Here is a 26558-nt window from a genome sequence, read left to right as displayed (position 1 = left end):
ATTAGGGGTACGAAATGGCTCTGCGGGGGGAAGCCGGTATTGAGCGTCTGGGTGACGATCTAGATGACTTTGAAGGAGCACATCCATGACAACGAACGTCGAGCCCGCCACCCCTCCTCGCGCGCCGCTGACGCGCGACTTGTCGCCCTATCCGACGGACTACAGGACGTGGAAGATCCTCGCGTGGACCGGCCCGGTTTTCTTGTTCGCGGTCTTCGGCCTCTGGGGGATCCTCGCCCGCAATATGCCGCCGTTGTCGGCCAACGCGACGCCGGACGAGGTGAAGGCGCACTTCACCGAGTTGAGGCTCCCGCTCCTGATCGCATTGAGCATCTGCCTCACCATGACCGCCTTCTACATGTCGTTCAGCGTGGCGGTCGCCCGAGTGATGGAGCGTATCGAGGGTCCCGGCGGCTTGTTGTCCAAGCTTGAGATGATGGGCGGGACGATAACCTGTGCGCCGGTCATGATCACCATGGCGATCTGGCTGACCGCCGCGCACGAGGTCAACAATCTCAGTCCCGAAATCATGCACATGCTCTACTGGTTTGGCTGGCTCACGTTTGATTTGGCGTACTTCGTCACGTCGTTGCAGATTGCGGCGATCAGCATCGTGTTCATGCGGGACAAGAGGGAGAAGAAGCTGGTCCCGGCGCCCGTCGTCTGGTGGGGTTGGATCACCTTCGTGTCATTCTTCGCGGTGAGTGCGATCCCGTTCGTCACGACAGGGCCGCTGGCGTTCAACGGCGTGATCAGCTTTTGGATTGCCTTCTTCACCTGGTTCTTCTGGATCCCGAGCCTGTCCTTCTTCATCATCAAGGCAATCCCTCGGCTCCAGTCCGAGGACGAGGCTGCAGGGCTTGTCAACGCCTAGCGATGAGGTCGTCTCCACCTGTCGTGTGAAAGCCAGGCGCCTTCCCGGTGTGGACGGCGTGTGGGTCTTCATCGGCGCGGACGCGGTCATCTTCGCGATCCTGTTCCTCAGCTTCATGCAGGATCGACTCAAATACCCGGAGGTGTTCGAGGCCTCCCGGCAGACGCTCAACATGCATCTGGGCGGCATCGACACGCTGATCCTGTTGACCAGCTCCTGGTCGGTCGCTCTCGCCGTGCAGGCCATGAAGCGTAATGAGATCGGCCGCGAGCCTCTTCTCCTGCTCGGGGGTGCGGTCACCGGCCTGATGTTCATGGTGTCCAAGGCGATCGAATACTTCGATAAGTTCGCGCACGGCATCAACCCGGGCACCAACCCCTTCTTCATGTGGTACTTCACGCTGACCGGGATCCACCTCATACACGTCGTGGTGGGCACCAGCATGCTGACCTATCTGTGGATCAGGTCGCGGCGCGGCACCTACGACAGCTTGCATCGCGCCGTGCCGGAATCCGTTGCCTCCTACTGGCATTTGGTCGACCTGTTGTGGGTCGTACTGTTCCCCCTGCTCTATCTCTTGAAGGCAGCCTGATGTCCGTATTACGCGAGCGGGTCACGTGGGTGTGGTTGGCCCTGGTGGTGCTTACGTGCGTCACGACGTGGGGACTGTCCAAGGATCTGGTCAGCCCTACCTTCGCGGTGGTCGGGACCTTCCTGATCGCTGCGGTCAAGGTCAGATATGTGATCCTTGACTTCATGGAGCTGCGAAACGCACCTATCCCCGTGCGCGCCGCCTTCGAAGCATGGCCCTTCGTGGTAGCGGCGATCATCCTGGGATTCTGGTTCGCTACCGGTCCATTGGGGTGACGCGGCAGACGGCCAATCCGTTTCAAGCTGACGGCTTGACGCTGGCGTCTCGTTCTGCCGGTGAGCACTCCCTAAGGGAACTGTGGTCTGACCATCATCACTATTGACATATTTCACTAGGGCTGCAGTGGCTGATACCAGCTCGGACGTTTGCTGGTGCCGGACCATCGGCCAGTGATTTCTTCATGTACTTTTTTGGACTCACCGCGCAAACCACTTCATGTCGTCAAAGGCGGTTCAGCGCGATCTCGTCCTTCTGGTATGCGGAAAAGTCGCCGTGGTCGGAGCCAAGGCTTTCTACCTGTCCCAGGAGCAAGCAAACGAGGTGAACGTTCTGATGGAGGCTCACTGGGAGCGCCGTATGGCCGAGGACGAAGGCATCGGTATAACCGAAAGGCCGCTCACCGTGAATGCCGATATGAACGACGAGTACCTCATCGACTAATGCTGCGGGAAAACCACAAATCCAGGCGGCCGAACCGCATGTGTTCAGCCCGAGAGTGTCAGATGTCGAACGTTGGTCGACTGACCCTGCGAACTAGCCCACGCCGAAGGAGACTCTCGATTGTCTGGTACAGCAGGGGATCAGGGAGTCGGTGACTCCAGAAGGCGCGGCTGCGGCGGGATGCCGTGTGGTGCGTGTTGACGACGGTTGAAAGTCCGGCCAGTCGCGACGGTTGAAAAGTAGGCCACCCGATCAGATTGGATGGGTGATCTCCTTGGAAGACTGGGCGTTGATCCGGCATCTTCACCGCAGTGAGGGTTTGTCGCAGCGGGCCATCGCGCGGCAACTCGGCATCGCACGTGACACCGTGGCCGGTGCGCTGGCCTGCGATGGGCCACCGAAGTACGAGCGGGCCTCGTCGCCGTCGGCGATCGACGCCGTGGAGCCCGGGATTCGGGCCTTGTTATCGACGTATCCGCAGCTGCCGGCGACGGTGCTCGCTGAGCGGGTCGGCTGGACGGGTTCGATCTCGTGGTTTCGGGAGCGGGTCCGGGCGATCCGCCCGGAGTATCTGCCCGCCGATCCGGTCGACCGGCTGGCGCATCCGCCGGGGCGGGTGGTGCAGTGCGACCTGTGGTTCCCGGCACCCAGGATCGCGGTCGGGTTCGGCCAGGAGGCGATGCTGCCGGTGTTGGTGATGGTGGCCGCGTTCTCCCGGTTCATCGCCGCGGTGATGCTGCCCTCACGTCAGACGATGGATTTGGTGGCCGGGATGTGGCAGCTGCTCTCGGGCAGTTTCGCTGCGATACCGCATGAGTTGTGGTGGGACAACGAGGCCGGGATAGGACGCCGGGGTCGGTTGACCGATCCGGTCACCGCGCTGATGGGTACGCTGGGTTCGCGGCTGGTGCAGCTCAAACCCTATGATCCCGAATCCAAGGGGATGGTCGAGCGAGCCAACCGGTACTTGGAGACCTCATTTTTGCCCGGGCGCAGCTTCACCTCACCCGATGACTTCAATGATCAACTGGGGCAATGGCTTCCGGTCGCGAACAGGCGTCGGGTGCGGGTACTGGATGGTCGTCCGGTCGACTTCCTCGACGCCGACCGTGCCCAGATGCTGGCACTGCCACCGGTGTCGCCGACCGTCGAGACAGTGACTTCGGTGCGGCTGGGACGCGACTACTACGTGCGGGTGGCCGGCAACGACTACTCCGTCGATCCGAATGCGATCGGCCAACTCGTCGACGTGAGCACCACCTTGACTCAGGTGAGAGTGAGTAGGGCCGGGCGCCTGTTGGCGACCCATGGCCGCTGTTGGGCGGCGCGACAAACCCTGACCGACCCGGCCCACGTTGCGACCGCCGCGGCGTTGCGTCACCAGTTCCAAGCCGGCCCGCCGTCGGTGGTCGGTGATCAGCTGGTGCGCGACCTGAGCGACTACGACCGTGCTTTCGGTGTCGACTTCACCACTGCCGCAGTCACGTCCAGTGATGAGGTGGCCTGAGCATGGCCGAGGATCCGATGAAGGCCGTCCTGCACTACGCGCAAGCGCTCAAAGCGCCACGTATCCGCGACTCGGCCGCCCGACTGGCCGCCCAAGCCCGTGATGCCAGCTGGACTCACGAAGAGTATCTCGCGGCGGTGCTTTCCCGGGAGGTCGCCGCGCGTGAAGCCTCCGGTGCGGCGACCCGTATCCGCTCGGCAGGGTTTCCGACCCGCAAGTCGTTGGAGGACTTCAACTTCGATCACCAACCCGCTCTCAACCGGGACATGATCGCCCACCTGGGCACCGGCGCGTTCCTGGCCAAGACCCGCAACATTGTGCTGTTGGGGCCGCCGGGCACCGGCAAGACCCACCTGGCCATCGGGTTGGCCATCAAAGCCGCCCAGACCGGGCACCGCATCGCATTCGCTACCGCGGTGGACTGGGTCGCCCGACTCAAGGCCGCCCACAATGCCGGGCGACTACCCGCCGAGCTGGCCAAGCTGCGCCGGATCGGGCTGCTCGTCGTCGACGAGGTCGGCTACATCCCCTTCGAGCAGGACGCCGCGAACCTGTTCTTCCAACTGGTCTCCAGCCGCTACGAACACGCCTCGCTGATCCTGACCTCAAACCTGCCCTTCGCCCGTTGGGGCGACGTATTCGGCGACCAAGTCGTCGCGGCCGCGATGATCGACCGCATCGTGCACCACGCCGACGTCCTGACCCTCAAAGGTTCCAGCTACAGGCTCAAGGACACTGGGATCGACACCTTGCCCTCCGCCAGAGCCGACAACACGGCACAATAACCACGACCACGTGGCCTACTTTTCAACCGTCGCTTCTGGCCTAGTTTTCGACCGTCGTCAACAGTGCGTGTCGGTTACCTCGCGTGGGCGATGTTTGCGTTCTATCGGCGCAGCGTCTGGCGGGATCGCGCTGTCGGCATGAGGCCTTGACCTGCTCTTTGCAACGAAGATTAACAACCTCCGGCGACACGTCCGAGATTGGTCAAAGTAGCCAGGCGCGTCCGGTCAATCTTTCTTGCATCTCGACAATCGGCATAGCAGGACGTGCCCCGCTATGGCTTTACTGCATCAGTCGTGGCCACGATTTCCGCAGGAAGCTTCCTAAAGACGACGTAGGCACGACGTCCGCAGCGGGCCGGCGTAGGCCGAGGGGCGTCGTGTCGATCGTTCACGTGGTGAATCTAGTATTGTTTACCTAGGAGGTAAACAAAAAGTGGAGATCGACTTCGCTGACCGTGCGCTGGAACGCTTGGTGACCAAGCGTTCAGCAATGACCCGCGAGCTTGGGTCATTGCGCGCTCGAAAGCTTTCAGTGCGGTTGGCGGCGTTGCGCGCGGTCGATTGTGCGGTCGATCTCTTGCCGTTGCCGGGGCGATGGCATGCGCTACTGGGAAATTGGAAGGGCCATATGTCGGGTGATCTCGATCATCCGTACCGCCTCCTGGTGCGCCCGAAGGATCCTGCTCCGCTGACCGACGATGGCGGGATCGACTGGGCCTTGACAAAGGCGATGATCGTCGTCGGCATCTTTGACACCCACTAAGCACAGCGAGAGGAGGAAATGAACATGACCAGCGAACCGCTTGAGCCCGACTATGCCGTCGCGCCGGGTGAGACATTGGCTGAGTGGCTTGAGGAGCGTCGGATGAAGCAGGCCGAACTTGCATCTCGAATCAACATCAGCGAGAAGGCGCTGAGTCAGATCGTTACCGGCGCCGCGCCGTTGACGCGGGCGACTGCGGCGAAATTGGAACTGGTTACCGGCGTTCCAGCGCGAACGTGGAACAACCTCGAGGCGCTCTATCAGGACGACCGTGCGCGTGTCGCGCGGCGTGCGGACCTCGAAAGCCATACCGACTGGCTCTCCGAGATGCCGGTGAGCGCGTTGCGCAAGCTAGGAATGTTGACAGCACCATCGCGAGACAAGGCGGGTTTGGTACGCCAGCTGTTGGAGTTTTTTGGAGTATCTGATCCTGATGCATGGCGCAGACTTTGGCTTGGGCAACAGGCGGCAGCGCTACGGCAATCGCCGGCTTTCGCGTCGCACCCCGGAGCGGTCGCTGCATGGCTTCGACTCGGCGAGCTGGAGGCCGACAATCTCGAGGTGGCCGAGTTCAATGCCTTGCGGTTACGCGCTAGCCTCCCCGCGCTGAGGGCGTTGACTCGCGAACCGGACCCGGCGGTCTTTGTCGACGAGATGGTGCGAGTCGCTGCCGAATGTGGTGTTGCAGTGGTTTTCGTTCCAGAGGTCCGAGGCGCGCGCTGCTCGGGGGCCGCCCGATGGGTGCGCGGCCGACCGGTGGTTCAGCTGTCGTTGCGCTTCGGTACCGACGATCAACTTTGGTTCACGTTCTTCCACGAGTTGGCGCACGTTGTGCTGCACGGCAAGAAAGACGTGTTCATCAGCGACGGCAGCACAGACCGCCACGCGTATGGACACAAGGAGAGGGAGGCAGACGATCTCGCCAGAAATCTGCTCATCCCGCACGAGTACGCCCCAGAATTGGCGGGACTGACTTCCATCGCGGCCATGAAAGCTTTCGCCGAGCGGATCGGTGTGTCACCGGGAATCGTCGTGGGCCGGCTCCAACACGACAAGATCGTCGGGTTCCACGTCGGGCAGTCTCTCAAGGTCCGGTACACCTTGGCCGCGTCGACCGAGGAATGTCCCGACCGGGCGTCAGAATGAGATAAGGAGGCCCGAATGGTTGCTGCCCAGAATACTGACGGGGTTAAGGCGAAATCGCCGAGCGCCGAGCGTGCCATGTCGGTGGCAGATCGCGGGGCGACCGATGCCGCGCGCGCCCACGGTCCCACAAGGCGGCCACGTTGGCGCGTCACCACCGCTGATCGACCACGAGTGCGAGATTCGGCCGCGCCGTCCGGGCTGATTCAACGTGGGACGCCTGAGGGCACAGCCGGGCTGCTCATGGATCGGATACTCGTCCAAACCTCGGCCGGTGCTCAGCTTGAGGCGGTACTTCCCTACATCGATGAGACGACTAGTGGCCTGGTATTGAGCCGTGGACGCATGACCAATCGGACGAATCTGCGCGAGATAATGGTGGGGCTGCCCGAGCGCGGATTCGATGCGCCCGTGGTCTTCGATCCAGAGGGATATCGACGGCATGTCGCAACCACAGCTGCGCCGTTTCACTTCGAGCGTCAAGACATGCTCGCTGAAACGCTTGACGAAAACCTCTCGGACCAGCGGGCACTGGGCGTAGACGTCGCACTGACACCGACTGGATTGATCCGGGCGGACGGTATCGATGCGTTGGAAGTCGCCGCCGAGCAAGCGCAGCAACTCAGCCGCAATGATTTCATTTTCACGGTGCCGTTTGACGCGGCGATTCTCGACGACACATCGCTCACGTTGCGGGTCTGGACGATACTCAACGACCTCATGGTTCCGGTCGCGCTCATACTGGCCAGCCAGCTTGACCCATTCGACTCGAACGCCAAGCGGCGCATCAGCGCGCTGCGGGCCTTCACCGCGGGACCGGCCCACGTGGCGGCATTCCGCACTGACTTCAACGCGTTTGATGTCATGTGCCACGGCGGATTCGCCGCGGCCATCGGAAGCGGAGGCAGCATGCGACACGCTGTCGACCCTGATGAGCAACCCAAATCGATCAATCGCGACGACGAATCACCGTCGGTCTTGTACAAACGTTTGGCCAGCTGGTGGCGCGGCAGCAAGATCGCGGCCGAGTACGGCCGTATGCCGGCCCCTACTTGTCAATGTGCCGCCTGTGACGGTCGGCGCATCGACCGCTTCCTGTCCAAAGACGACTCTGCCGATGCGCGGGCTCACGGCGTAGCGGTCTGGCAGGAATGGTCCAAGATCATCGCCGAGAAGGAAAGCATCGCTGACCGAGGTGCGTTCTGGAAGACGTTCTGCCAAGGCCGAATTGCCGAGTATGAGTACTTATCGCAGGAGCTTCGGCGCGCAAAACCCTTGCGTCCTCGGCCTGCATTCAGTGCGTGGGCCGAACTTCCCGCCTGACCAAGGCATTCGCCGGTATCGAATCTAGCTACATCCGAGCGGACCAAGCTCATCCCAAAGAGTCTCGGCGAATATCCAGCTCGCAGGTGTCTCCGGCCAGCCGTCCATCGGCTCCGGGGCGACCAACTCTAGGAGTGAGTCGCCATCAGCCCTGTAGATTCCGACGCCGTAGTAACTCGCTTCCGCAAGCTCGATCTCCGTTAGATCGGTACCGGCCGGAATCACCATCGATCTGGCGCAGTAAGTAGAGAACTCTGTCACGGCCTCAAGTCCCGGCCGAAAGGTCTTGGTCGGCAAGACAACATGATCGACTGTCACTGGAGATGACGTTCGCCTCACTACTGCGCCGTCGACTCGCTCGACGAGACATGACGGCAAGCTCGAGAGCAAGCGCAATTCCTTCGGGCGTAGCGAGTCCTCAGGAACCGGCAAGTTCATCGGAAGACTCAACAAAACTGCTGCCACATCGAGCCGCTTGATTGCTCGAACCGGGTGCGCGTCACGCCGCGCCAACTCATCGGCGTTGGGAACAACCGACCACCACGCGCGCGAGCCAAACATCCGGCACATGCGTAAGCGGACAGGCCAAGCGTTGAGCCGATCGGCACGCATGAGTTCCTCGAGATCATTGCGGCTAGTCACGCGTCACGTACCCTGTCGACCTGTCGGGCGGCAAGGACGCGAGCAGGTCGACACAACGAGATCGAACACCCGCCGTGCACTGCCCGCGAAGCCTGGGTCCGACCATCCCGTCGCGGGCTGCCGATGCCTGGACGGGCCTCCGGATGGCGTGTAAGTGCACACGTGTGACCTCCGGCGTCAGGCCGTAGGCCGGTCGGGCAACCGGTCACCAGACGATGATTGCCGAGCCATATGCTCAACTCAAGGTCGGTGTCTGAGACGCCGCGGCACCGCCGAAACCACCATCCATCTGCGCAGATCTTGCATTCGCTAGCCCACAATCCACGGGCATCAACGCGAGATCCGGCCAAGATCCGATCGATGTTCGTGGCCAGGAGCACCATGTAGGTAGGCTGTCACATGCGCACAAGTGAGCAACGACGACACGCGCAAGACTATGCAGGTGTGCACATATGAACGACGTAACTCGGTGGCCAGACGATCTTGACGAATTCAGTGCGCGGCAGCTGGCCGACCGATCCGGCATCAGCGCCACCACAATCACAAAATGGGCCGCAAGAGAAGACGACCCGTTGCCGGCCCAGACCAGCGGCAACAGGAAGCTCTTTCGATGGGGCGACCTGGTCGCATTCTCAAACAGACACCCAGAGCTTTCTGCGGCCAGAAACTTTCTCAACAGAATCCGCACGCGGCCCAACAATCCGGCCAATGAACTTCCGCAGGATCGCGAAACCATCAGGGCCATAGCGCAATACGCCCGCGCAGCAGCCGCTGCCGCAAGCGACGCCGCCCTGGAAACCGCCGAACTACACTTAAAAACCGTCCGAAGCCTCCGAACGACGATCGCTGCTCTCGATAGCGCGCTTACGTTGGCCCTGCCGTCTGAGACGTTGCACGACTAATTGGACTCTTGCAGCCACATGCCCTGACGATTGCGTCGTTGACGGTTGGCCGCGATGAGCGCCACCGTACCGAACCCGGAGCGCCGAGAGCACAGTGCCGCCGCTGTGCCGGTCACGGCGCGGTCTCAGCACGAGGGCACTCTTGTACGTTTCCGGGACTCATGCGAGTCTCACTCCGGCGAGCGAAGGTTCTCCCGCGAAGAGGAAGCCTCGCCGTCCGAGACGTATACCCACGGCCCCACTGTTTGCATAGCGTCCTCCTCGATGTCGATGGTCTCGAATAGGGGACTTGCACGGAGGTCTGCGTGAGTGTTGAAGACGTCGACCGTGCCAAGTACGAGAGGCGTTGCGAGGTACTGCACTTTGTCGGTTTCTGGCATCCGCGCCAGTTCGTCGCCGGCAACCCGATACTTGATGCGGCAGATATCAGCGAGCCGGGTGGTGCCTTCGCCGAAGTAGCCGAACGCTGTGTCGGTGGTAATCATTTCTGGTTTCAGCGTCATTACGATCCGCACTCTGCGTCTTTGAATATAGATGTGTGGGTCGCGATTGAGGTCACCCGTGAGCTTGACCTTCTGTCCGGAAGATACCCCATTGCGCGTCCGTACCTGGGTGTCGAAGATCAATAGATCGCCGTCGGTGAGCTGACGAAGATTCAGTTCGGGAGTGAATCGCTTTGCCTGCAAAGCGATTTTGTCGAGTTCGTCGACGAGCATTCGACGAAACTTCACGTGTCCGGGGCCGCGGCGACTGTCCCAGTCGAGGCGCGGCGCCGCCAGCTCACTGCCCCGTCCGAGCACGAGGTCGTAGACGCGATCCGAGTCGGCGTAGTGGACTGCGTCCAGCCGAGGAATATGGCTCGGTGGAGGTGCTGGCGCTGGCTCCGGCCGGCTTGCGGTCCGGCGTCTGCCAGTTGCGCTGCGCTTTTCGAGAAGCGCAGCGCGGTGCAAGCGGACGAGCGCCGGGTCCGGCGCGTTGTCGGTCATCGCCTTCACAAGAGCAGTGAGTTTTCCAGCCGGAGATGGCACCGCGCGTCCGCTTAGCCACTCGCCGACGCTGCTCTTGCTGAGTGGGATCGAAGGGTGATGTGTCTGCGCGCGGTTGACGATCGATGCGTAGGTTCGCTTGCCGTTCGCTTCGCGAAGGCCTCGCAGTTCGGCAGCCAAACGCGCCCGGGCTGACCCTGCGCCGTCCACCCCGCTGCCTTCCACTGTGGAGATCCCCTCCCGTTTTCCGTCCGCCGGAATTCCGGCGAACCCGTCCCCAACTGGCGTTTTCCTCACCTTAGCGCGGTGGGGAGTGGCCGGACGTTGGCTCAGCCAGGTCGACTCGCCCTGAGACCGCTTTGCGCGAAAGGCAGACCCATGCAGGATTTCATCCGAGACGCCGTGACGGGGTTCGACTACGTTGTGCTCCCACCGCTGATCTATAACTCCACCAGGGCTATCTTGGCGATGACGGCCGCCTTCGCCGGCACCCAGCGCCGGCGCGATGCCGCACTCCGCGCTCTGCGCATACTCACCCGTCGTACCCATGACGGCGATGACCACCCGCGCCCATAGCCGATGAGAATCTGGGCGGAGACATACGGTGCCTGGACCCGATGAGCCCACGAGATCAGCCGGTAGACACGATCCCGGCAAAACAGTCGGTGCAGATAGGAACACCACCACCGGTGCTGACTGCGGTCAGAGTGCCACAGCGAGTGCATCGATCGAGGCCAGTTGAATCCGCTGTCCTTCCACAACTGAAGCACCCCCAGTAAGCCGGGAGCACGATATCGTCGGTTATCTGCTGCAGCAGGCTTGGCCTATCGTCTGAAATAGGCTCTAGCCCCTCCACATGCGCCTCGCACCCGCAGTCGAGGCAATACTCGACCGGATAGGGTTCGCCGTCCTGAGCTGACTCGTATCGGGACCGACCCAACACCATATCGACGTACTCTTCGGCGGCGGTGCGTCCATCATCAGGACTCCACAGGCAGAACGCGCAGCGCGCCGTGGAGTCATGCACCAGCAACAGTGCCGGCTGGTCGCAGCGAGGACAGACTAGCCGCACCTCGGCGCGCCCCAGCTCGTCGGCCAAACTGGCCATCCGCGCATCGACTAACGCGTGTATTTGGCCCACCTCGGTAGTGAGGGTTTCTATGACCTCATCGACGGCCGCGGCGATGTCGTCACCGATGTCCGGCCCGCGGAACTCGGCGCCGAGAAACGACAGCACGAAGTCCAAGGCGCGCCCATACTCGGCTTGAACGCCGAGGGGCTGTTCCCCTTGCGTAGTCAAGGTGAGGTGCACAGCGCGATTACGCAGGCGCGCGAAACTCTTAATGTCGCGGCTGTGTCGGTCCATGTTGACACCGGCGACATTCGCTAGTCGGTCGACAGCTTCTTCTGGTGCAACGGTTTTCGCGTTACCGTTCTTCAGGTCGTTGAACGACCACTTGTTTAGGTTCGTACACACCTGCACCCAGTCGTGGCGGATCAGGCGGGCCTTCATCAGAACCTCGACTGCGGTCGCCAGATCAGCGATCGCGAACGGTGCAGAGTGGCCTGTGGAGTCGTCGCCCATCGTCTGGACTGACCGGGTGAGGAACGCTGTTGCGCTGTCGACCAGGTCGTACTCGAAAGAGGCGACGTCGTCGGCGCTTGGACTCTTGCCGCCCACCTACCCTCCTAACACCCTTGTTGAGCACCAGAATACGTGCTGGTCGGCACCGGTGCCACTAGTTTTGACGCCGCGCCAACCGGCGAACACCGTCGGCGTCGCTTGCATCATGGAGCGGGCGGCATTCCAATACAACCGCGCCTCCACGAAGATGAACCCGGGCAGAGGTTCGCTGAGTTCCTCGTCGGAAATTGGTGTAACACCCCAGCGAGCCATCAGCACTTGGCTGATTGCTGCTCCGCGAAGCGCGCTTTCGCGGCCGCAGACCGTCGGTGATTGGCCAGCACGACTCGACCGGCCACCTTCGCCGACGTCCTAGTATTCCGCTTACCCGCTCTTCACGCTCAGCGCTCGCCGACCGCCGTCACGTGTTGCAGGAAGTTGTCGCCGCCCTCCAAATGGCTTCGCAATTCGAAACCCATCTGCAAAGCGGTGGGATCGTTGGCTGCCGCAGGTTCACCCGGACACGCCCTGAGCTCTGACGGCTCCTATCAAGAGTTGAGTTGATACTTGAAATGGGCGCGCCGGTATGGGCGGTCGTGCAGCGAGATCGCGGCAACTACAGACTGGGGACAATCGGTGATTGAGCGTGTGCGGGTGCTGGGATACCGCAAGTTTCGCGAGTTGAACTTCGAGCCCCACCAACGCCTGAACATTCTCGTCGGTGACAACGACGCGGGGAAGTCGACCCTGCTCGAGGCAATCACCTTGGCGCTGACGGGGCGGATCAATGGACGACTAGCCAGTGACGAGGTCAATCCGTTCTGGTTCAACGCCCCCGTGGTGAAGGAGTTCTTCGCCGCGAGGGCCAAGGGTGAGACACCGGCGCCACCAGCGATCGAAATCGAAGTATTTCTCTACGACCGTGATGAATTCCAGCGGAATCTGTTCGGTGCCAATAATTCAGAGCAGCCGACTAGGGCTTGCGCGGGCATCCGCCTGAGAGTTGAGCCCGATCCCGACTACGGCGATGAGATCGAGGCCTACCTAGCTGGACTGGGCGCAGATGCTGATGGACCGTCGTCGCTGCCTGTGGAGTACTACCGCGTGGACTGGCGCACGTTCTCCAACAAGACGCTGACAGCACGTCCGAAGGAGCTGACGACTGCCGTCATTGATTCGCGCACCATCCGATCGAACAGTGGGATGGACGTCCACCTCAAACAGATCCTCAACGATCACCTCGAGGCCCCCGATAAGGCGAAGGTGTCGCTAGCCGTGCGCGCCAACCGCGACACACTGGCGTCCCCGCACCTGCAGGCGGTGAACGAAAAGATGGCTGAGCTGCCCGGGCCACTGGACGATAAACCGCTAGAGCTCGCCATGGATCAGACGGGCCGTGGCGCCTGGGATTCCAGCGTGATCCCGCATGTCGCCGCAGTCCCGTTCCTGCTTTCTGGGCAAGGCCAACAGGCCGCGATCAAAATTGCGCTGGCCATGGGACGTACAGCGTCGGCGATACAGGTGGTGATGATCGAAGAGCCCGAAAACCACCTCTCCCACACGAATCTGAACAAGCTACTTGCCCGAATCGCCGATCTCGCCGGCGACGATCAACAGTTACTTATAACTACACACAGCTCCTACGTCCTCAACCGGATCGGTTTGGATGGCCTGCAACTGGTCGGAGAAAGTGGCATCACCGCGCTCGGCGCACTCCCAGCGGATACCGTCGCCTACTTCAAGAAGTTGCCCGGATACGACACACTGCGAATGGCTTTGGCCGGGCGGCTGATCCTCGTCGAGGGGCCGTCCGACGAGATCGTCGTCGAACGGTTCTATATGAATACACATGATGGCCGGCGACCCATTGATGACGGGATCGACGTAATCAGTATGCGTGCACTGTCATTGAAGCATTGCCTGCGGCTGGTTCAGGCGCTCGGGACGCGATGTGCTGTGCTGCGCGACAACGACGGAAACGACCCGGCCGAACTACTCGAGGACCTCGCCGAGTATCTCAACGATGACCGCGGAGTCTTCATCGGAGCGTTCGGTCAGGGCAACACGCTAGAGCCTCAGATCGTGCACGCCAACGACGAGAAGACGGTACGTAAGGTGCTGGCAATCACCGCGAAGGCGGTCCTAGCCACCTGGATGGACAACAACAAAACCGAGGGTGCGCTGAGGATCTTGGAGAGCGACAAGACGCTCAATGCGCCGAGCTACATCACTGAAGCGATTGCCTTCGTTGATAACTCAGCCCAGTAATCGGCTCACGCTCGCGGTCGCCGGATCCCGAAAGACCCAGGGACTGGTGGATTCCTGCAAAGCGGCGGATCCGAGCGAGCGCATCCTGGTCCTCACTTACACGAACTATAACCAGCGCGAGCTTTCCACCAGGTTGGACCGGCTGGCCGGTGACCACCCCCATATCGAGGTTGGTGGCTGGTTTTCATTCCTGCTTCAGAATTTCGTTTACCCCTTCCTCCCCTTGATGTTTCCGGGCAGGCGTGTCGAAGGTTTCGACTTCGACAGCCCACCCCAGACCTACTCAGCCGCTGGTGGCTGGCAGCGATACATCAATGAATATGGCGAAGTCAGGCGCGTGCACCTCCCGGAGTTGGCGGTGCGCATCAATCAGGCTGGGGAGGGGACCTGCCTGCAGCGACTCCGACGGGTCTACGACCGGATCATGATCGATGAGGTCCAGGATCTGTGCGGGTATGACCTGGAGATCCTGGACCTGTTGATGGCATCGACGGTCACCCTCGAGATGGTCGGCGACATTCGTCAGGCCATCTTGGCCACCAACCAGCGTGAAGCCAAACACAAGCCGTTCATGTACATGAAAATCTGGAAATGGTTTCAGGCGCAGGAACAGGCCGGGCGCCTGGCCATCGAGCAACGACGCGAAACTTGGCGATGCGCACCAGAGATCGCAGCATTCGCCGATTCATTGTTCGGTCCCGAGTGGGGATTCGAACCGACGGTATCGCTCAACACAGTTCGCACCGACCACGATGGGATCTTCCTGATCGCACCAGACCATGTCGATGAGTATGACGCCCGCCATCATCCAATTCTTCTGCGTAGCAGCAAGGCAAGCGGCAAGCAGTATGACCACCTCGAGTGCCTGAACTGGGGCAAAGCCAAAGGACTGGAGCGACCGCGAGTCCTGATTCATCCCACCGGCCCTATTGACAAGCTCATAACCAAGGCAAAGAAGCTAAATGACCAGCAGGCAGCGAATCTCTACGTAGCGGTCACTCGGGCTCGGCACAGCGTAGGGTTCATCATCAAGCCTCCCAAGGACTCTGGCATTCCCGTATGGACGCCGGACAAAGGTATCGTCGGCAGCTGACCACGGACTGGCTCAAGGTTCGCATCGAGGGCCACAGGCATTTTTGCTCGAAAACGCGCCCCACCTGAGGTGCTCAAACCGCGCTGAACTGGCCTTTTGCAGCGAAGAATAACAAGCCTTCGCGACACGCCGATGTCTTGTCAAAGTAGTCAGGCGTGTCTTGTCAATCTTCGCTGCATCTCGACACCACCACCACTTGTCGAGATGCAACGAAAATTAACAAACGACCCCTAGTTGTTTACCAAGTTGGTTAGCCGGTGAAACTGAACCCGCCGCAACGGAAGGCCGCGAGCCCACGAGTTGGCCCGTGAACATCGAAGTTCGGATCGGGAAGGGCGTCGATTAGGACGTCAGGCATGGCGACGACTTCTGGTTCGGCGACGTCGAGTTCCAAGAGCGCAATGAGTTCATCGCGTCGCAGTGATCCAGGTTGGGGTGAGTGTGCCGACTCCGCTCGGTGTGCGTAGCAGACGGTGAATTGGTGTGCTCCCCCGATGTGGTCGAGGTGTGCGTGTGTAAGGAACAGTTCGGGCTCGCTTTCGAATAGTGCCGGAAAATGGGCGCGCAGCGACGAGACCCCGAGCCCGGCGTCGACCACGAGGTCTCTATCTACGCCGCGGATGTGCCAGATGTTGCAGCGCACATAGGAATGCGCGTGCCGTTCGGTTATCAACCGGATGCCGCCATCGAAGTGTCTGTCGTCGAACCAGGTCTTCGCGACGGGCAACGCGGTATCGCGACGGTCGACGGCGCCTGCCGCAGACTGGCTGGTTATGAGTTGGACGCCATCACCGAGATAAGTTCGTAGGCGACGTGGGCGGCTGCGATCCCGGTGATTTCGGCGTGGTCGTAGGCGGGGGCGACTTCGACGATGTCGGCTCCGACCACGTTGATTCCTACCAGGCTTCGCAGGCAGTGCAATAGCTCCCGGCTCGTCATGCCGCCCGCTTCGGGGGTGCCTGTGCCGGGCGCGTGGGCAGGGTCAAGGACGTCGATATCGACCGACACGTACACGGGTGCCTCTCCCAGCCGGGCGCGGACGCGCTCGATAACGGTGGCCAGCCCTTCGATCTGGAAGTCGTCGGATCCGATCAGTTGGAAGCCGAGCGCACGGTCATCGCGGAGGTCGCTCGGCGCATATAGCGGACCGCGGATGCCGACGTGTAGGCAGTGCTCGGGATCGAGAAGTCCTTCCTCGCTAGCGCGGCGGAACGGCGTACCGTGGGTGAACGCGGCGCCGAAGTAGGTGTCCCAGGTGTCGAGGTGGGCGTCGAAGTGCAAAACTGCGATTGGTCCGTGATCGCGGTGCAGGGAGCGTAGTAGCGGCACCGCGATTGTATGGTCGCCCCCAAGGGTGACGAGTTTGGTTCCACCGTCGCGTAATTCGTCGGAGGCACGTTCGATGGTGGTGATCGCGTCGTTGATGTCGAAGGGGTTTACGGCTATGTCGCCGGCATCGGCGACTTGCTGAACCGCGAACGGCTGGACGTCGAGGCGGGGATGGTAGGCCCGCAGCAGCCTTGATGACGCCCGGATGTGGGCTGGGCCGAATCTCGCACCAGGTCGGTAGGACACCCCGGAGTCAAATGGCACTCCGACGACAGCGACGTCGGTGCGGGTCACCTGGTCGGTACGCGGAAGGCGGGCGAAAGTCGCTGGGCCCGCGTACCGGGGGATCTCTGTGGCATTCATTGGACCGAGGGGAGCCTCGTTGTCTGCGTTGGCGATTGTCACGTTTGCGCCTCCCCGCCGAATTCCCAGTGGGACGGTTGCACGCCGCTCAACAGCACCCAGGTCCCGTCTCGCACCTGTTCTCCGTAGACTTCGCCGAGTGCCTCTGTCAGTGCGGTGATCGGTCGTTGATTGATTTTGAGTCGGTGAACCGATTGTTAAAGACCTTCACCTCGATGGTGGGCACCATGTCTCCTTTCTGATGAGGTGGCCAGGTCTTTCAGCGGCCTGGATAGGCCGCAGGATTGCGCGGTTGCTGACGGCTCTGAGATCACGAGTCGCCAGAAGCCGAGCTGGTGTATGCCGAGATCATCGACTTATGTTGCTACGCGCGGTGATTGAGTGGCTCCGAGGCCTAGGTACAGCACTGCAGCGATGATGGCTGAACCGATGCAACTCAGATCCACGCCGCCTGCCAAACCCGCGAGGGGTCCGTGATACAGCTCGGTGTCGACGGCGAGAACGCCAAACAGCGCTCCACCCAACCATGCGGCCACTGCGGCAAGATTCCAGCCACCGGTGAACCAGTAGCGCCCACCTTGTCGGCCGTCAGCGAAAGCCTGGATGGCGTCGACGTCGTAGCCGGTTTTTAGGTTGCGCACTGCGCCGATGACGAGGATCGTTGCCCAGGGCACTGCCATCGCGTTCACCACAAGCGTTGCAGCGGTGATCGATTCGACAGCCGGAACGAGGAAGGCTGCGATATAGAGAAGGGCGACGGCGATCACCGCCGTGATCGTCGTGGTTTGAACCCGTGACAGAGACGGCACGATGCCTTCGAGGTCGAGTCCGCTGGAGTAGAGGTTTAGCACCCCTTGCCCGACACCGCCCGCGAGGGCAATGATGACTATTGCGATGACGTACCAAGCGGGTGACTCGTTTATCATGTCGTTGATGTAGATATCGGTGGGCGCCAATAGCGATGCAGCAGTGAACATTCCGAAGGTCATCGGTATGATATTGCCGATGATCAGCCCGAGCGCAAGTGAACCTGAAATTCGCAGATCGCTGTATCGGTGCTGCGAGATTCTTCTGGTGTAATCGCCGACACTTGTGACGTAGGAAGGCGCGGTTGCGAAGCCAAGCACGGCGGAGAGAATCCAAGTCTGCCAGTAGCCGCCGAGCGCGTAGTCGTCGAAGCTGACATCCGCATTGAAGCGCGGGGCGAACACGACCACCCCCACGATCAGGAGTACCCCGACGACAGGAATTATCAGTTTCTGCAGGGCCACGATCGTTGCATGTCCATAGACTGCAGCGGCGATCATGCCCGCGGACACGACCGCGTACGCCAGCGCACGAGCCCAGTTCCCGTCGGGCGTCCCCAAGAGGCGATGGCTCGCGGCTACTAGGGCATCACCACTGGTCCACACGGCTATCGCACCGAAGACGATGGCCATGACGAACGCCAGGATTGACCCGATGAAGCGGCCACGGACGCCGAAGAACGCGCTACTGGCGACGGTCATATTGGTTCCGGTTCGAGGCCCGATGGTTGCGACTGGCATCATCAGCACGCACCCCAGGACCATCCCGACGACAGTCGAAGTGAACGCGCTCCAGAAGTCGAGTCCCAGGGCAACCGGCAACCAGCCGTAGATGACGATCGCCCACGTCAGGTTCGACCCCACGAAGACCGCGATCAGGTTGCGGGGCTTGGAGGTGCGCGCGTCCTCGGGGATGTATTCGACACCCGCTTGTTCAACCTGGCCGATCCTGTCAGTCCCGCGCACTAACCCGGGTGCCGTCGACTCCTTCGACTGGCGCATGTCACTGGTCCGCTGAATGGGTCGACCGTGGGTGCGCCGTCGCCGGGACTCGCGAGCTAATAGCGGTCACACCCTCGATATCAGGCAGCGCGTTCCAGTCGTCCCATGAGATTTCTCGTCCTGGCCAGCCAACGTTTTCAGGGTCGAAAGGCCACGACTGCTCGACCCAGCTCTTGAACCAACTATGGAATTCCTGGTCGAACCGTTCGGCAAGCATGTCGGCGCGGACCCAGGTCTGACATTCGACCAAGTAAGGCCGCTTCTTGGACCGCATGATGTAACCGCAGCCTAACTCCTTGTCCTCGGCAGGCGTGAACGCCGCGTATGTGAACGACGAACGCAAATGCTGCCACTCGAACTGGCACCACGAGGCGTCGATAAACGCGAACTCGACGTCGCTGTTAGCGGGCCACCGCTCGCCATCGATGAAGAGGCCGTCACCGTCGAGATCGAACGTCTGCTGAAGATGCTCGACGCTCGACATATAGCACTCGTAATCAAGCATGAAGTGCTTCCACGACAGCGGCCTGAGCGTGAACTTCTCTGTTCGTACCTCAAGCGGTACGTCGAAGTTTCGCGGAACGATCGGAGCAGGACCCAGCATTAGGAGTCATCCTTCGGCGCTGAAAACCAAAAATACTGACTGAGGTAACAGTCAGTTTTTCCTGACACGCGGACTGTAGGCGCCGACCTAACGGATGTCAATAACGGTGATGACCCGTTCCCCTCCGCTGGTCCGCCCGCGGCGCGACAACTTGCATCGTGACCTAGTTCCGGGCGTACGTCCGAAGGGCGAGCGCGGCATTGAATCATGTTCTACGCCAGAGAGTTACAGGACCGTGAGTACCTCCATCTCGTCACCTCAATGAAATCTCTCGGCGGTCGGGGGAGCACACTACGCGCCATCGCTCGCGAACTGGTGTAATGCAATGACGGCCGACGGTTAGTTGCGCTGTTATCTTGGCCAAATGGCGAAGTCAAAGCGTGAGCAGATGTTGCGGGCCGCGTGGTCTGTTATCGCGCGTCGAGGTGTCAACGGGCTTCGAGTCGAAGACGTTGCGGAGGCTGTAGGCGCTACCAATTCGCTGGTCTATTACCACTTTGAGAATCGGGCAGGTTTGCTCGCCGCGACCATGGAGTACAACGAGGAAAGAGCCGCGGGCTCGGTATCGCCCGCGACTATGCGATCTCGCACCGGGTTGGATGCTGTGGAGTCGATGCTGCTCAGCGATTTAGCCCCTAAGAAACGTGTCCGCGAAAATAGCATTGTCTGGAACGAACTCACCGCGGCCGCGGTATTTGATGAAAGCTTGGCCGATCGAGTCGCCAACTCGTCACGCCACTGGGTCGCGCAAGTGGCCGCTGAGATTTCGAGAGGGGTTCTCGACGGATCGGTGAAGAAGGGAGTCGACGCCGATCACTCCGCCCTGGTCCTCACTGCGCTTCAGGGAGGACTGATCTCCAAATGGCTCATCGGGGCGGAAACTCGCGACCGTTGTCGCGCCGCGCTCAAAGCGACGGTGCGAGACCTTCTTACGTGAACTGGCTGAGCGAAGTCCCGGTGCCGGTGGTAGCGACATCCCAACGCCAGCTGCTCGCTGACGAGAGATCCTAGAGGCCGTTGCGTGACGGATCCGGAGCCTTCGGATTCGGTCGAGCGCCTTCCGGCCCGTCCGTCTCTTAACTCACGGCGGCGCACCGATTGATACAGAAGGGCGGGCCTAAGAATGCGTAAGAGCTAGAGCCGACAGGCTGGACGATGCGTTCCTCGTGAGGTTAATAGAAATCGCGGAACGGCCCAGCAGGTCTACCGATGGAGACGACGTAGGCGTCGTTAGCAGTCTCCTCGCCCAGACGGCCAGTCCTCGTGACCGTTCGGAAGTTTCGCCCTTCACGCCGGCATACATCGTCAGGCAGGCCGGCAGCATGGACAACGCGGAATCGCCGTGAATGCAGTTGCTCCTGGACCCGTCGCAACGGACGCACAAGCAGACGTAAACCGTCGGCGAAACACCGCCCTCGAACCGGGTGAGCGCACAGTAGGCAAGATCCTCGACGAGGTGCGGCTTACGACTCGTCCGTTCCTCCGGCTGGCGACACCACAGGACGTCGCTGGTGCCTTCGAATGGCTATTGAGCGACTCTGCAACGTACATAACAGGTCATGTCCTGGTTGTCGATGGCGGAGGCGTACTGCTCTAACCGAGCTAGGCTCGGCTCCCCAGTCGACCGGTATCGGGGTCAGTGCGCACCAATGACGCGCGGGCGCGCACAATCGCCTCGGGTCGGCAAGTCGACCCAGCTTGTCGCACGGTGAGGCCGGGCGCAGCAGGGCAAGAGCACAGCGAGAGGGGCGCTGCTCGCCAAGGGGATGGTTAGCGGCGTTCTGAAGAAATGACACGAGTTTGAGACAGGCGCTCGATGGCATCGCGTGAGCCGACACGCATCATGACAGGTCAGGACGCCGCGACTGACACCGGATTTGAGAAGCTACAACCCACCGTCGGTTCTCATCGGAATGTCGCATTCGCAACTCGGGTGCTGACGGCATGAATTCGTCAATTCCAGACGTGGTCATGGCCACATCTCGTCGCGTCGAGAATATCGCCAAGCGCTGGCGGCGCCGTCGATAAGCTGGGACAGATGTGCACACGAGTGATCTGGCCTGATGCGGGCGACGCGGTCCTGGTGGGCCGGAACATGGACTTCCACAAGGACTTGATGACGAACCTTTGGAAGCAGCCCCGTGGCATCGCGCGCGACGACGGCGTCAGGGGCGAGCTCACGTGGACCTCGAAGTACGGCAGCGTGATCGCGACGGCCTTCGACATCATCTCTGTCGACGGGATGAACGAGGCAGGCCTGGCCGGGCACGTGCTGTGGCTTGCCGAGTCGACCTATGGCACGCCCGACGACTCCCGCACCCAGCTGAGCCAGGCCATCTGGCTGCAGTACTTCCTGGACAACTTCGCGACCGTGGCCGAGGCCGTGCAGTGGATCGCCGAAACCAACGTGCAGGTAGTGCAAATGGACGATCCCACCGGGGGCAATCCTCCAACGATCCATCTCGCCCTCGACGATGCCAGCGGCGACTCGGTGATCATCGAGTACCTCGACGGACAGCCAAAGGTGTACCACAGCAGGGACTTTCGGGTCATGACGAATTCACCGACCTTCGACAAGCAGCTCGAGCTGGCGAAGCGCTACGAAGGCCTGGGTGGCGACGCCCCATTGCCGGGGTCCACTCTGGCAAGCGACCGGTTCGCCCGAGCCAGCTACTACGCCAGCCGGCTGCCCACACCGGCAGGTCAAGTGGAGGCCATCGCCGCGATGTTTTCGGTGATCCGCAACTGCGCCCAGCCCTTTCGCATCCCGGATCCGGGCAAGCCCGATGCCTCGCAGACGATTTGGCAGGTGGTGCTGGACCTGACGAACAAGCGGTACGTGTACGAGTCGACGACCCGACCCAACATCGTGTGGGTCGACTTCGACGACCTCGACTTCTCTGAGGGCAGCCCGCAACTCAAGCTCGACTTGGTCAGCGAGCTCGCCGTCCAGGGTGGCATCGCAGGCAACGTGGCCGACAAGTTCGTGGACAAGGGACCGATGACCTTCCTGTCGCTGAAGATCCTGCAGGAGCTCGCGGCCGCCGCGGCGAAGCCCACGACCGCGTCGCAGGAACGATAGGCAGCGTCCCCCCGAGGCCCTCGACTGCACGCTTGTTGCACGCATCGGCCGAGAAGCACCGTAAACAAGCGTGCAGTCGGCGCACGGGTCGAGATTCAAATGTCTGAGACACCAGTTTCACGTTCCTGAAACGCGACCTTGGTTCCCTATGGGTGAACCACGTCAACTGGAGGTGTCCATACGTGAAACCCGCCCTGGAACTGACGAGCGTGCCGCCCTGGACGGTGACACCGACGCTGCCCGACGCCGACCTGTCGGGCTCGGCTTGGACGGTGGTGGCCATCGGAGAGGAAGCCGGCGCCGTCGTCGACACCTGGTGCGTGCAGATCACAGCCGCGCGCCCCAACGCGCAGGTCACGGTCCATCACGTCGGTGACGCTTCAGCGGCCGTCGCGGCGGTCGACGCCGACCTCACGCACGCGCGCGTCGGCTGGCGGCTGATGGTCGCGGGTCCGGCCCACGAATGCCTGCAGGTGCGGGCCCACGCGGTGCGATGCGAGGTCGCCGACGACGAAATGACCTTCGCGACTACTGAGGTCGAGCAGCGCACCGTGCTCTGCGTGCACTGCGATGAACGCACCGGCGTGACGGCGCCCCTCGAGGACACCATCGTGTGCAACGGATGTGAGCGCAATCTGCTCGTGTACTACCACGTTTCGCGGCGACAGGGCGCCCATCTGGGGTTCATGGTCGACGCCGAGCGTCCGGTGGCCACGGCATGACCGCCCTCGATCTCGTCGTCACCGCGATCGACGACTCGATGGCCGATGTCCGCAGTCTGACCATGGCCCGACCCGACGGGGGAACGCTCCCGTCGTTCACCCCCGGTAGCCACATCGTGATGCAGTGCGGCGGCGTCGCCAACGCCTACTCGCTGACCGGAGACTCGGTACACCCCACTCAATACGAGATCTCGGTGCTCGAACAACCCGACGGTGCCGGGGGATCACGGTGGATCCACGCCCTCCAGGTGGGCGACCCGGTATCAGTGCTGCCACCGCGCAGCGCCTTCGCCCCGATCCTTCGGGCGCGCCGCCACCTGCTGATCGCCGCCGGAATCGGTGTCACACCGATGATCTCGCACCTGCGCAGCGCCCGGCAGTGGGGCCGAGAGGCCGAACTGCTGTACCTGCACAGGCCGGGTCGTGGGGCCCACCTCAACGACATCGCTGCATTGATCGATGCCGCCCGCGTCTTCACGCAGCGCGCCGATTTCCTGGCCGCGCTACCCGACGTGCTCTCGACACAACCGTTCGGTTCCCACCTCTATCTCTGCGGACCCACGACGTTCATCGACGATGTGGTGGCCGCAGCCGTCGACAACGGCTGGCCGCAGAGCCGTATCCACGTCGAACGCTTCGGAGTCGGAGCCCTCGATCCCGGCGAGCCGTTCACCGTGAAGCTCGCGAACTCGGGAACCAGCATCACCGTCGACTCAGGCGTCTCACTGTTGGAGGCGCTGGAGACCGCCGGCCACGCGATTCCCAACCTGTGTCGCCAGGGGGTGTGTGGCGAGTGCCGGCTCACCGTATCCGGCGGGGAGGTCCAACACCGCGACATGTACCTGACCGACGCAGACAAGGCTGCCGGTGACGCCATCATGGCCTGCGTATCCCGCGTGGCCTCAACCGAATTGGAGTTGAAGCTGTGACCGCATCCCTGGTGTCCGCCGCCGATCTGGTGGCGACGTTCCCGTTCCCGTTTCCCACCGATCAGTACCGCTACAGCACCAACGTCGAGCCCGCAGGCAGCGCCGTCCCTACGCCCGCAGGTCAGTGGGGTGAGCGCATCATCGACATCGACAGCGAGTACGAACACGAACTGGTGCAGAGGGAGCAGATACTGGCCCGGGACCCCAGCCGCTATGCCGCGTTGCCGCACATGCGCGTCGCGTGCTGGGACACCATGCTCACCCTGATGGGCGAGATGGCCAAGTCTTATCCGGAAATCATGTCGCTGACCCGCACCGGCGACACCTGGCATTGGCGCAACGAAAGGCTCGGAATCACACAGGATTTCGTGCTGGGTGACGAATCAACGCTGCCGGCCGAGCCGCTGGCCTATATCGCCAGCCAGGTGCAGGACGACATCGTGCTGCTCGACCAGCGCGACGGCGACTTGTTCGGCGATGCGGGTGTGGTGACCTTCGCCGCGGATTGGTCATTCGGCTTCGACGTCGGCATGACGTTCCTCGAGATCCACGGCCCCGTACCTAGATTGCGCGAAACCGGGGTCATCACCCGGGCGCGGGAGTTTTTGATGCGGCTGCAGCCGGGGGAGACCTACCGGCGCACCAACTGGACTCTCACCATCGGTCGGCGCCTCGACGTCTCGACCGAGCTCTACCACGAGTGGGGTCCGGACCGTGTGATGATCCAGACCGTCGACGACGACACGTTCGGTCGCCTGGTGCACCTACGGGTCGAAGTGCAGCACCTGATCCGGCTCCCCGAGTCGGGTGCAATCTGTTTCCTGATCCGCACCTACATGCTGCCGTTCGTCGATTTGGCCACCGTTCCGGCCTGGCGTGTACGGGCCGCGACGGTGCTGGCTGAACTGCCCGACGACATGGCCGACTACAAGGGCATCATCAGCTATCGCGACCGCGCAGTCGCCTGGTTGAACAGCCACGGCTAGCGCCGCCGGACGGGCCGAAGGCCCATAGAGTCCGCAAAGTAGCCTCAGTGGGCTTACCGGCACCTAGGATGCGTTACCGTACCGGCATGCAGGCACGCGAAGCGTGGACCGAGTCCATGCCCTCATGACGGGCGCGCAAAGCCACGATCGCGTCGGCGCCCCGCCTGCGATTGGCGGCCCGCCGTCCGTCGGTACCTTGCTGAGGCTGGCGGGGGCGCTCGGGCCGCTGGCGGCAACCACGGTGGTGGACCGCTTGCGACGGCAGCCGATGCGGACAGATGCGACGGTCCCCGGTCGCGTCGAAGGCATCACCCCCACCTTCCTGAACCGCGTGCTACGCCCACACCTGGGTAGCGCACGAGTCGAAGCACTGTCAGTGGAACGCCATTCGTCCGGTACGTCAGTACGTGCGCGAATACTGCTGCACTACTCCGCAGGCAGCGACACCGATAGGTTGCCCAACACCCTCTTCGTGAAGAGCGCGCCGACACTCGTCACTCGCATCAGCAACGGCCTCAGTGGCACCGCACCGGCCGAAGCCGGGTTCTACAACAGGCTGCGGCCGCTACTCGAACTTGAAGCGCCGCACGGGTATTACAGTGCCACGCAGCACTATTCGTACCGCGCCATTCACCTGCTCGAGGATCTGGTGGCCACCCGCGCGGCCACCTTCTGCACACCGACCACTGCGATAACGCGCCAGCAGGCCGACGACATCGTCGTCCAACTCGCCGAACTTCATGCACAGGGCGCAAAGCTGGAACTCACCGACGGTCGACGCCCGTCCTGGCTGCGCACGTACCCGCAGTGGTGGCAGGCCACCGGCGCCATCTCCATGATCCGCCGATACCACCTACGCGGCCAACGTCGCGCGGACGAAATGGGTTTGACGCCTGCTCCACTGGTCGGACGCGGCGAACAACTGTGGCGCAGCTTCGAGGCGTCAGTCGATGCGCACGACAGACTGCCACGAACACTGATCCACGGTGACACTCACCTGGGCAATTGGTACATCACCGGTACCGGCCGGATGGGACTGTGTGATTGGCAATGCATTTCGGCGGGCCACTGGTCGCGCGATCTGTCCTACGCACTGTCCTCGGCACTGAGCGTCGAGCAGCGGCGTGAGTGGGAGAACGCGCTCCTGGACACCTACCTTGATCATCTTGCCCACGCAGGAGGCCAAGCCCCGCCAAGGGCACAGGCATGGGAACTGTATCGACAACAGCTACCCGGCGCGCTGGCCATGTGGACGACCACCCTCTACCCTCCGAAGATCCTGCCGGAGATGCAGCCCGAGCAGACGTCCGCCGAAATGCTGCGCCGCATCCTCACCGCCATCGAGGACCACGACCTGCTCCGCGTGCGGTAGCCGACAGCCCGTCCCACGAACTAGCTGGCTGTAGGTCGAGTCAAGTGTTTCAGCGGCCATAGGGGGTCTACGTCCCGTGCGGGGGCGTTTGGATGTTGTAGCAGTTGGCGTGCGTGTGTTGAGGGGCGGGAGCCTGGCGTC

The 26558-nt window shown here is 62.0% G+C and carries 27 protein-coding genes; 20 read left to right on the top strand and 7 right to left on the bottom strand.

What is annotated here, in order from left to right; translation table 11 throughout:
* Positions 1-85 precede the first annotated feature (85 nt).
* The 9 genes from H7J93_RS16555 to H7J93_RS16515 all read left to right on the top strand — a co-directional run bounded on the left by H7J93_RS16555 (position 86) and on the right by H7J93_RS16515 (position 7707).
* Complete coding sequence (locus H7J93_RS16555) at positions 86-874, top strand: hypothetical protein (RefSeq protein WP_267307396.1); 789 nt, start codon at positions 86-88, stop codon at positions 872-874.
* Between the two features lie 25 nt (positions 875-899).
* Positions 900-1466 carry a cytochrome c oxidase subunit 3 gene (locus H7J93_RS16550; RefSeq protein WP_267307395.1) on the top strand — a complete coding sequence of 189 codons (567 nt, stop codon included), beginning with the start codon at positions 900-902 and terminating at the stop codon, positions 1464-1466.
* The gene (locus H7J93_RS16545; RefSeq protein ID WP_267307394.1) at positions 1466-1741 is read left to right on the top strand and encodes a cytochrome C oxidase subunit IV family protein; all 276 of its coding nucleotides are present in this window, start codon (positions 1466-1468) and stop codon (positions 1739-1741) included. Before H7J93_RS16550 ends, H7J93_RS16545 begins: the two co-directional genes overlap by 1 nt.
* Before the next feature lie 220 nt (positions 1742-1961).
* Positions 1962-2186: a hypothetical protein gene (locus tag H7J93_RS16540; RefSeq protein WP_267307393.1), complete on the top strand. Its 225-nt coding sequence runs from the start codon at positions 1962-1964 to the stop codon at positions 2184-2186.
* A 265-nt stretch (positions 2187-2451) separates the two neighbouring features.
* Entirely contained in the window at positions 2452-3693 is a 1242-nt protein-coding gene (gene istA, locus H7J93_RS16535) for an IS21 family transposase (protein WP_013470988.1), read from the top strand.
* Positions 3694-3695: 2 nt separating this feature from the next.
* The gene (gene istB / locus H7J93_RS16530) at positions 3696-4478 is read left to right on the top strand and encodes an IS21-like element helper ATPase IstB (protein WP_172800689.1); all 783 of its coding nucleotides are present in this window, start codon (positions 3696-3698) and stop codon (positions 4476-4478) included.
* 433 nt (positions 4479-4911) lie between these two features.
* The gene (locus tag H7J93_RS16525; protein ID WP_267307392.1) at positions 4912-5241 is read left to right on the top strand and encodes a type II toxin-antitoxin system RelE/ParE family toxin; all 330 of its coding nucleotides are present in this window, start codon (positions 4912-4914) and stop codon (positions 5239-5241) included.
* A 24-nt stretch (positions 5242-5265) separates the two neighbouring features.
* Positions 5266-6387: an ImmA/IrrE family metallo-endopeptidase gene (locus tag H7J93_RS16520; protein WP_267307391.1), complete on the top strand. Its 1122-nt coding sequence runs from the start codon at positions 5266-5268 to the stop codon at positions 6385-6387.
* 15 nt (positions 6388-6402) lie between these two features.
* Complete coding sequence (locus H7J93_RS16515; protein ID WP_267307390.1) at positions 6403-7707, top strand: hypothetical protein; 1305 nt, start codon at positions 6403-6405, stop codon at positions 7705-7707.
* Between the two features lie 24 nt (positions 7708-7731).
* Here H7J93_RS16515 and H7J93_RS16510 read toward each other — a convergent pair whose 3' ends face one another.
* Positions 7732-8349 (bottom strand): hypothetical protein, encoded by a 618-nt coding sequence (locus tag H7J93_RS16510; RefSeq protein ID WP_267307389.1) that lies wholly within the window; start codon positions 8347-8349, stop codon positions 7732-7734.
* A gap of 452 nt (positions 8350-8801) precedes the next feature.
* Here H7J93_RS16510 and H7J93_RS16505 point away from each other — a divergent pair, with 452 nt between their 5' ends.
* Entirely contained in the window at positions 8802-9251 is a 450-nt protein-coding gene (locus H7J93_RS16505) for a hypothetical protein (RefSeq protein ID WP_267307388.1), read from the top strand.
* 170 nt (positions 9252-9421) lie between these two features.
* On the opposite strand, the gene H7J93_RS16500 is transcribed toward H7J93_RS16505, so the two are convergent.
* Positions 9422-10417: a hypothetical protein gene (locus H7J93_RS16500; protein WP_267307387.1), complete on the bottom strand. Its 996-nt coding sequence runs from the start codon at positions 10415-10417 to the stop codon at positions 9422-9424.
* A gap of 198 nt (positions 10418-10615) precedes the next feature.
* Here H7J93_RS16500 and H7J93_RS16495 point away from each other — a divergent pair, with 198 nt between their 5' ends.
* Entirely contained in the window at positions 10616-10813 is a 198-nt protein-coding gene (locus tag H7J93_RS16495) for a hypothetical protein (RefSeq protein ID WP_267307386.1), read from the top strand.
* Positions 10814-10868: 55 nt separating this feature from the next.
* On the opposite strand, the gene H7J93_RS16490 is transcribed toward H7J93_RS16495, so the two are convergent.
* On the bottom strand, positions 10869-11918 hold the full coding sequence (locus tag H7J93_RS16490; protein WP_267307385.1) for a hypothetical protein: 1050 nt from the start codon (positions 11916-11918) through the stop codon (positions 10869-10871).
* 579 nt (positions 11919-12497) lie between these two features.
* Here H7J93_RS16490 and H7J93_RS16485 point away from each other — a divergent pair.
* Together H7J93_RS16485 and H7J93_RS16480 are read left to right on the top strand one after the other, a co-directional pair.
* A complete protein-coding gene (locus H7J93_RS16485; protein ID WP_267307384.1) occupies positions 12498-14129 on the top strand; it encodes an ATP-dependent nuclease in 1632 nt (543 codons plus the stop codon).
* Positions 14130-14175: 46 nt separating this feature from the next.
* Complete coding sequence (locus tag H7J93_RS16480) at positions 14176-15222, top strand: UvrD-helicase domain-containing protein (protein WP_372507905.1); 1047 nt, start codon at positions 14176-14178, stop codon at positions 15220-15222.
* A gap of 250 nt (positions 15223-15472) precedes the next feature.
* Here the strand turns inward: H7J93_RS16480 and H7J93_RS16475 are convergent, their stop codons facing one another.
* From H7J93_RS16475 to H7J93_RS16460, 4 genes are all read right to left on the bottom strand, one after another.
* Positions 15473-15949 (bottom strand): MBL fold metallo-hydrolase, encoded by a 477-nt coding sequence (locus H7J93_RS16475; RefSeq protein ID WP_267307382.1) that lies wholly within the window; start codon positions 15947-15949, stop codon positions 15473-15475.
* A gap of 44 nt (positions 15950-15993) precedes the next feature.
* Entirely contained in the window at positions 15994-16914 is a 921-nt protein-coding gene (gene speB, locus H7J93_RS16470) for an agmatinase (RefSeq protein ID WP_267307381.1), read from the bottom strand.
* Between the two features lie 356 nt (positions 16915-17270).
* A complete protein-coding gene (locus tag H7J93_RS16465) occupies positions 17271-18722 on the bottom strand; it encodes a purine-cytosine permease family protein (RefSeq protein WP_267307380.1) in 1452 nt (483 codons plus the stop codon).
* Position 18723: 1 nt separating this feature from the next.
* Complete coding sequence (locus H7J93_RS16460) at positions 18724-19326, bottom strand: hypothetical protein (protein WP_267307379.1); 603 nt, start codon at positions 19324-19326, stop codon at positions 18724-18726.
* Between the two features lie 364 nt (positions 19327-19690).
* Between H7J93_RS16460 and H7J93_RS16455 the strand changes: the two genes are divergently transcribed.
* The 7 genes from H7J93_RS16455 to H7J93_RS16430 all read left to right on the top strand — a co-directional run bounded on the left by H7J93_RS16455 (position 19691) and on the right by H7J93_RS16430 (position 26417).
* Positions 19691-20263 (top strand): TetR/AcrR family transcriptional regulator, encoded by a 573-nt coding sequence (locus H7J93_RS16455; protein WP_267307378.1) that lies wholly within the window; start codon positions 19691-19693, stop codon positions 20261-20263.
* Between the two features lie 360 nt (positions 20264-20623).
* Positions 20624-20923 carry an SDR family oxidoreductase gene (locus H7J93_RS29440; RefSeq protein ID WP_372507911.1) on the top strand — a complete coding sequence of 100 codons (300 nt, stop codon included), beginning with the start codon at positions 20624-20626 and terminating at the stop codon, positions 20921-20923.
* Between the two features lie 441 nt (positions 20924-21364).
* Positions 21365-22408, top strand: coding sequence for a linear amide C-N hydrolase (locus H7J93_RS16450; RefSeq protein ID WP_267307377.1), 1044 nt, complete (start codon positions 21365-21367; stop codon positions 22406-22408).
* A gap of 182 nt (positions 22409-22590) precedes the next feature.
* Positions 22591-23130, top strand: coding sequence for a dimethylamine monooxygenase subunit DmmA family protein (locus H7J93_RS16445; protein WP_267307376.1), 540 nt, complete (start codon positions 22591-22593; stop codon positions 23128-23130).
* Positions 23127-24059 carry a PDR/VanB family oxidoreductase gene (locus tag H7J93_RS16440; protein ID WP_267307375.1) on the top strand — a complete coding sequence of 311 codons (933 nt, stop codon included), beginning with the start codon at positions 23127-23129 and terminating at the stop codon, positions 24057-24059. Before H7J93_RS16445 ends, H7J93_RS16440 begins: the two co-directional genes overlap by 4 nt.
* A gap of 8 nt (positions 24060-24067) precedes the next feature.
* Entirely contained in the window at positions 24068-25045 is a 978-nt protein-coding gene (locus tag H7J93_RS16435; protein WP_267307483.1) for a heme-dependent oxidative N-demethylase family protein, read from the top strand.
* Between the two features lie 124 nt (positions 25046-25169).
* Complete coding sequence (locus H7J93_RS16430) at positions 25170-26417, top strand: aminoglycoside phosphotransferase family protein (RefSeq protein ID WP_267307374.1); 1248 nt, start codon at positions 25170-25172, stop codon at positions 26415-26417.
* Positions 26418-26558: the final 141 nt, after the last annotated feature.

It is taken from the genome of Mycobacterium barrassiae, assembly GCF_025822765.1.
GTDB classification, from domain to species: Bacteria; Actinomycetota; Actinomycetes; order Mycobacteriales; family Mycobacteriaceae; genus Mycobacterium; species Mycobacterium barrassiae.
The sequence above is the reverse complement of the archived record's forward strand: the minus strand, read 5'-3'. Positions and strand labels throughout refer to the sequence as shown.